The sequence below is a fragment of the Phenylobacterium sp. genome, from assembly GCF_030693805.1.
Taxonomy (GTDB): Bacteria; Pseudomonadota; Alphaproteobacteria; order Caulobacterales; family Caulobacteraceae; genus Phenylobacterium.
In genome coordinates, this window is record NZ_JAUXZW010000322.1 from 1 (window position 1) to 6,178 (window position 6,178).

Sequence of the window (6,178 nt, forward strand, 5' to 3'; positions counted from 1 at the left end):
GCGGCGCGCCTTGGCGTGGACCCCGACTACGCCAAGCAGCGCACCAGCCGCGGCATGGTCGAACATCGGCTGATCGAGATGGAAGCCGTGTGGCAGGCGGCCTGGATGTCGGTGATGCAGGTGAAGTTCAAGGAAGAGCAACTCGGCGAGACCTCGGACGGCTCCCGGATCGAAGCCTCGATGGCCAAGGCCATGGGCGGCAAGGCCGCGCGCCAGATCACCCAGGGCTGCATCGAACTGCTGGGTCCGGACGGCTTGTCGGAGGAGTTCCTCGCCGAGAAGTGGTTCCGTGACGCCCGTATCACCGACATCTACGAAGGCGCCGGCGAGATCCAGCGCCTGCTGATCGCGCGTCACCTGCTCGGCTACCGCAAGGGCGAGCTGGACTAGTCGCCGCACCGGTCTCAGGGCGGCGGGCGCGCAAGCGTCCGCCGCCGACCGGCTCACGCCGCGAGCCGGCGCCTCCGGCGAGCTGCGGCTGCGCGTCAGACTGCTTGCAGCTCCTTGTAGGTGACGTAGCCGTCCGGGCCCGGCGTGTAGAAGGTCTCGGCGATCCAGGGGCTAAGCGGCGCGCCGATCTTCAGCCGCGCGGGCAGGTCGGGGTTGGAGATGAACAGCTTGCCGAACGAGATGGCGTCCGCCTCTCCAGCCTGGATGACCGCGTTGGCGCTCGCCAGATCAAAGCCTTCGTTGGCGATGTAGACGCCACCGAACTGCGCCTTAAGCAGCGGGCCGATGCGGTCGTCGCCCAGCCGCTCGCGGGCGAAGATGAAGGCGATCTTTCTCGCGGCCATGGCGCGGGCCACGTAGCCGAAGGTCGCCTCGCGGTCTGAGTCGCCCATGTCGTGGGAGTCTCCGCGCGGCGCCAGATGCAGCCCCACGCGATCGGCCCCGAAGACTGAGATCGCGGCGTCGACGGCCTCGATCATCAGCCGCGCCCGGTTCTCGACCGAACCGCCGTAGGCGTCGGTGCGGTGGTTGGCGCCATCCTGGAGGAATTGGTCAAGCAGATAGCCGTTGGCGCCATGCAGTTCGACACCATCGAATCCCGCCCGCTTGGCGTTCTCAGCGCCCTTGCGATAGGCCTCGACCACGTCCGCGATCTCTTCCAGCGCCAGCGGGCGCGGCACGGGATAGGGGCGCTTCGGGCGCAACAGGCTGACGTCGCCCTTGGCCGCTACGGCGCTCGCCGACACCGGGCTCCGGCCATCGAGGAAGCTGGGATCCGAAATGCGCCCGACGTGCCGTAGCTGCATGAAGATGACCCCGCCCGCCGCATGGACGGCGTCGGTCGTGAGTTTCCAGCCTTCGACCTGTTCGTCCGCCCAGATGCCCGGAGTGTCGGCGTAGCCGACGCCCAGGGGGGTGACCGATGTCGCCTCGCTGAGGATCAGACCCGCCGAGGCGCGCTGGGCGTAGTATTGCGCCACCAGGGGGCCTGGCGTCCTCTCCACGCCCGAACGCGAGCGTGTCAGGGGCGCCATGACGATGCGGTTCTTGAGCGTCAGGTCGCCAACTTTCAGGGGGTCGAACAGGGTGGGCATCAGCAATCCTTTGAGCGTCGATATGCGTAGGTAGGGCGTCGGTCGGCGGATGCACGCCGAGATTTTCTGAACAAGGCCTCAGGTGCTACCGGCGTCGCTGGAGTGCGCAGACGAGACGTCTCCGCCTGGCGAGGTGAGCGCTGCGGTCTGGACGATGGCTTCCGGCAGCATGATGAAAGGCGATCCCGGACGCGCCTGTGCGACAGCGCAGCCTGCGGCCCGCGGCTTAGCAAGCCAGATGCTCTGACTTGGCTGTCAGCATTTCCCCTGGGTCATCGGACCCTGCGCCGCGCGCAAGGTCATAGCGTTTGGCATGGACGCCGCTGCGTGTTCTGACCACAATGAGAAAAAACGGGGGTGGGGGCGATGCCGTGGCGTCTGGTCGCGCTGGGGATGGTCTTGGCGTGTTTCGCACCGCAGGCGGCCTTCGCTCAGCAGCGCAGTGCGGAAAACGCCACGCGGTCGGCTGACGACGCCTTCGGCGTCAGCGTCGGCAATGAGAAGGTCGGGCTATACAACGAGCGTGACACGCGCGGCTTCAGCCCCTTGTCGGCCGGCAACCTGCGCATCGAGGGGTTGTACTACGATCTTCGCCTGTTCCTGCCGACCCGCGCGTTGGCGAGCACGACGATCCGTGTCGGCCTCACGGCCCAGAGCTACCCGTTCCCCGCTCCCACCGGCATCGTCGACTACGCGCTGCGCACCGTCGACGACCGAAATTCGATGTCCGGGGTCCTGCAGGTCGGACCGAACAACGGCTTCTCCGCCGAACTGGACGTCCAGCGGCAGATCATCCCGGGCAAGCTGGGCATATCGGCAGGCTTGTATCAGCGCATCGACGACAGCGTTCCGGGCGACAGTACATCGTCGAAGGGGTCAGTTGGGGTCGTCACGCGCTGGCGCCCGATGGAGCGCACCGAACTCACCGGCTTCTTCACCTATGGCGGTGATCTGGACAACAAGTTCAACCCGTTCGTGTTCACCTCCGGACCCTTCCTGCCGCCGAAGGTCAGGCCGAAATTCTTCGGCCAGGACTGGTCGCTGTCGAGCACCTACCTGCGCAGCTACGGCGTGCTGGGCTTCACGCCGGTGGGCGACCACTGGACGCTGAAAGCCGGCCTCTTCCGCCATAGCACCAATGGCCAGGGGGCGATCGCCGACCTCTATCTCAACACTGACCGCGCTGGCCTACCGGCGCAGCACGTCGTCACAAACGATCGGCCGTTTCGCACGGCCACCACCTCTGGAGAGGCGCGTCTGACCGGAGTTTTCGCCGGCGACCGGCTCCGCCAGACCGTCCATCTGTCAGTGCGAGGACGCAATGCGGAGCGCAACTTCGGGGGCGCCGCGTCTGCGAGCATCCTTCCGATCCCCGTGGGCCGCAACATCGGCCTGCCGGAACCGGCGTGGGTCTATGGCCCTCAGTCGCAGGATCAGGTGCGCCAGTGGGCCGTGGGCGCCCAGTACCAGCTCGCGTGGCGAAAGCTGGGAGAAGTCAGCTTCGGCGCGCAGCGGGTGGATTATGAGAAGACAGTGACTCCGGCGCTCGCGCGCCCGACGGTGACACAGGACAAGCCGACGTTCTTCAACGCATCGGCCGCCCTCAACGTTTCGAAACGCATCGCCATCTATGCGGGGACAACGCAGGGGCTCGAGGAGGTGCCGCTTGCGCCGGAGAACGCCGCCAACGCGCAGGAGGCGCCGCCGGCGATCCACACCAGCCAGTACGACTTCGGCGTTCGCTACGCGATCACCCCGACGCTGCGACTGGTGCTGGGCTACTTCAACGTCGAGAAGCCGTACTTCAACCTCGACCCGTCGAGGATCTATCGCAACCTCGGCGACGAACAGCACAAGGGCTATGAGATCTCGCTGGCCGGCGCGATCAACGACCGCCTCAACATCGTCGCCGGCGTGGTGCTGCAGAAGCCGAGCGTCTCGGGCGAAGGTGTGGACCGGGGGTTGATCGGCCCCAAGCCGGTCAGCCAGCCTGAGACGACCGTGCGGCTCAACCTCGACTACCGCACGCCCTGGGTCCAGGGGCTGTCGATCGATGCGGCGGTGAACCACACCGGCGAGCGCGCGGCGACGTCGCGCGAGTTCGCGGAGCTGGGCGGCGCGCAGCTGAACGCAGAAGCCTACACCACCCTCGATCTCGGCATGCGCTACCGCTTTCGCGTCCGTGATCACGCGTCGATGTTGCGTGTCCAGATCCAGAATATCTTTGACGACTTCACCTGGAAAATCTACCCGTCCGGCGCCTTCTATGTCACGAATCCGCGCAATATACTGGTAAGTGTTGCTACAGATTTCTAGATTTTCCGTATAAATAAGAAAAAACAAAAAAAGAGTGTAGTCATAGTCAAGCGTAATAGCAATGACGGCTTGTTCGCCAATGGCAATTTTCGCCATCTGTGGGCGATGGGCATCATCGTCAGCATCACCCAGTGGACCGAACTCTTGGTGGTGGCGCTCTACGTGCACGACACCACACATTCAGCCTTCGCCGTCGCCGTTTTGGCGACGTGCCGGCTGCTGCCGTTTCCGTTGCTCAGCGCCAACATCGGGATGCTGGTCGCCCACATCTCGCCGCGCACGCTGCAGATCTACATCGCCCTCGCCATAACGCTCAGCAGCATGACTATCGCGACCCTACATGCCTTCGGCGCTCTCCAGCTCTGGATGCTGGCGGTCCTGGTGTTCGTCAACGGCGCGATGGCCGCCGCCGACATGCCGCTGCGCCGGCTGATGATTGGCGATGCGGTTGGGGCCATGCGCATGCGACAGGCGATGGCGGTCGATATGGCGACAGGCAATGTCTCACGCATCGCAGGCCCTCTTGTCGGGGGCGTCGTCGCCACATCCATCGGCATGAATGTGTTCTGGTTCAGCGCCGTCGCATTTCTCGGGTTCGCCTATCTGAGCGTGCGATTGAGACTGCCGAAGGTCGAGGCGGTGACGACCAATCCGCCCTATCACCTGTTGTTCCTCAACGGCATCCGACTGGTGGCGCGCGACAGCAGCCTGACCGGCGTCTTCGTCCTGACCGCGATCTATAACCTGTTCGCCTGGCCGATGATGACCCAGACGCCGGTCGTGGCGTCCGACAGCTATCGCCTGGCCCCGGTCGCGGTCGGCGTGCTGGTCTCCATGGAGGGCGTCGGCGCATTCCTGTCGGCGCTGACGCTGCACCGCATCTCGTCGCCGAGGCATTATCCAAGGATCTTCGCCGGCGGGGTCATCGCCGGCCTGACCTGCATCGTCCTCTTCGGCCTTGCTCCCAACGCGCCGTTGGCCGGCGTCGCGCTGTTCACCTCCGGGCTCGCAGGCGCGGGCTTTGGGATCATGCAGGCGACCCTGATCTACATGCTGACGCCGGCGCAGTCCCGTGGCGTGGTCCTTGGATTGCTGGCCACTTGCATCGGCCTCTCCCCCTTGGGCGTGCTTCACCTGGGCGTCATGGCCGATGCGCTCGGATCGCGAACCGCCGTTCTGGTGATGGGGCTGGAAGGGTTGGTCATCACCATGCTGTCGTTCCGACTGTGGGGGAGGATCGAGGCGTCAAACGCCGCCGTCGAGCCTCGGCCGTCATGATTTTGGCCGCACGACCGGTCTATGGGTGGTCGACGGCTCGCAGTCTCTCGGAATTCGGCGCCGAACCCTGGAACAGCGGCGGCGCAAGAGGTACTGGCGAAGGGCAGCTCGCGCCGACGTCGGGAAACAGCCCGCAGGCGGCGCCGGCGTGATGCGTTCGTAGAGATGCTTTGGAGCACAGCACAGGCTGAGCCCAAAGAGGGAGAACCAGATGCCTCGACCCCTGGATGGAATCGTCGTGGTGGATTTCACCACCATGGTCGCTGGGCCCGCAGCCACGCGGCTGCTGGCCGACTGCGGCGCCGAGGTCATAAAGATCGAGGCTTGCGGCGAGGGCGACCTGCTGCGCGGCCGCTACAACATCGATCTGGTGAGCCGCTACACCTACGGCCTCTACAATGCGGGCAAGAAGAGCATCTCGCTGGACCTGAAGACCGAGGCCGGCATGGAGGTGGTGCGCCGCCTGATCGCCAAGGCCGATGTGGTGGTTGAGAATTTCCGGCCGGGCGTGATGGCCAGGTTAGGCCTGGACTACCCCAGCCTCGCGAAGGCCCATCCCAAGCTGATCTATTGCTCGATCTCGGGGTTCGGCCAGACGGGCCCGCTCGCCGAGCGTCCGGCCTACGCGCCCATCGTGCACGCCTACAGCGGCCTCGACATCGTGGTGGCGACGGCCGAGGAGGATCGTCATGGGGTGCCGCTGAAGAACGCGGTGCTGACCGCCGACGTGGCGGCCGGCAACAACGCCTTCGCCGCCATCCAGACCGCCCTGCTGCATCGTGAGCGCAACGGCCCCGGCAGCTTCATCGACGTCACCTTGATGGAGTCGACCATGCAAATGATCGGGCTTCAATATCAGCAGGCGCAGGCCAACGTCGAACCAGAGCCGCTGAACTATCCGCCGATCAAGAGCAGCGACGGCTATGTGATCATCCCCTTGATCGCGCCGCGCACGGTCTTCGAGGTGTTCAAGATCCTGGGTCACGCGGACTGGGTGTCGGATCCGCAATACGCCACCCGTGACGGCATGCGGACCGCGC

5 protein-coding genes are annotated in these 6,178 nt (G+C 65.3%); 4 read left to right on the plus strand and 1 reads right to left on the minus strand.

Annotation, left to right across the window (positions count from 1 at the left end; translation table 11 throughout):
* A partial coding sequence (locus Q8M88_RS12585) for an acyl-CoA dehydrogenase family protein (protein WP_305597502.1) occupies positions 1–390 on the plus strand: 390 nt, incomplete at its 5' end.
* A gap of 95 nt (positions 391–485) precedes the next feature.
* Here Q8M88_RS12585 and Q8M88_RS12590 read toward each other — a convergent pair.
* Positions 486–1,544, minus strand: coding sequence for an alkene reductase (locus tag Q8M88_RS12590; protein WP_305597503.1), 1,059 nt, complete (start codon positions 1,542–1,544; stop codon positions 486–488).
* 366 nt (positions 1,545–1,910) lie between these two features.
* Between Q8M88_RS12590 and Q8M88_RS12595 the strand changes: the two genes are divergently transcribed.
* From Q8M88_RS12595 to Q8M88_RS12605, 3 genes are all read left to right on the plus strand, one after another.
* Entirely contained in the window at positions 1,911–3,860 is a 1,950-nt protein-coding gene (locus Q8M88_RS12595; protein WP_305597504.1) for a TonB-dependent receptor, read from the plus strand.
* Positions 3,861–3,929: 69 nt separating this feature from the next.
* Positions 3,930–5,138: an MFS transporter gene (locus tag Q8M88_RS12600; RefSeq protein WP_305597505.1), complete on the plus strand. Its 1,209-nt coding sequence runs from the start codon at positions 3,930–3,932 to the stop codon at positions 5,136–5,138.
* 211 nt (positions 5,139–5,349) lie between these two features.
* Positions 5,350–6,178 (plus strand): CaiB/BaiF CoA-transferase family protein (locus Q8M88_RS12605; protein WP_305597506.1); only part of this gene is annotated, 829 nt, incomplete at its 3' end.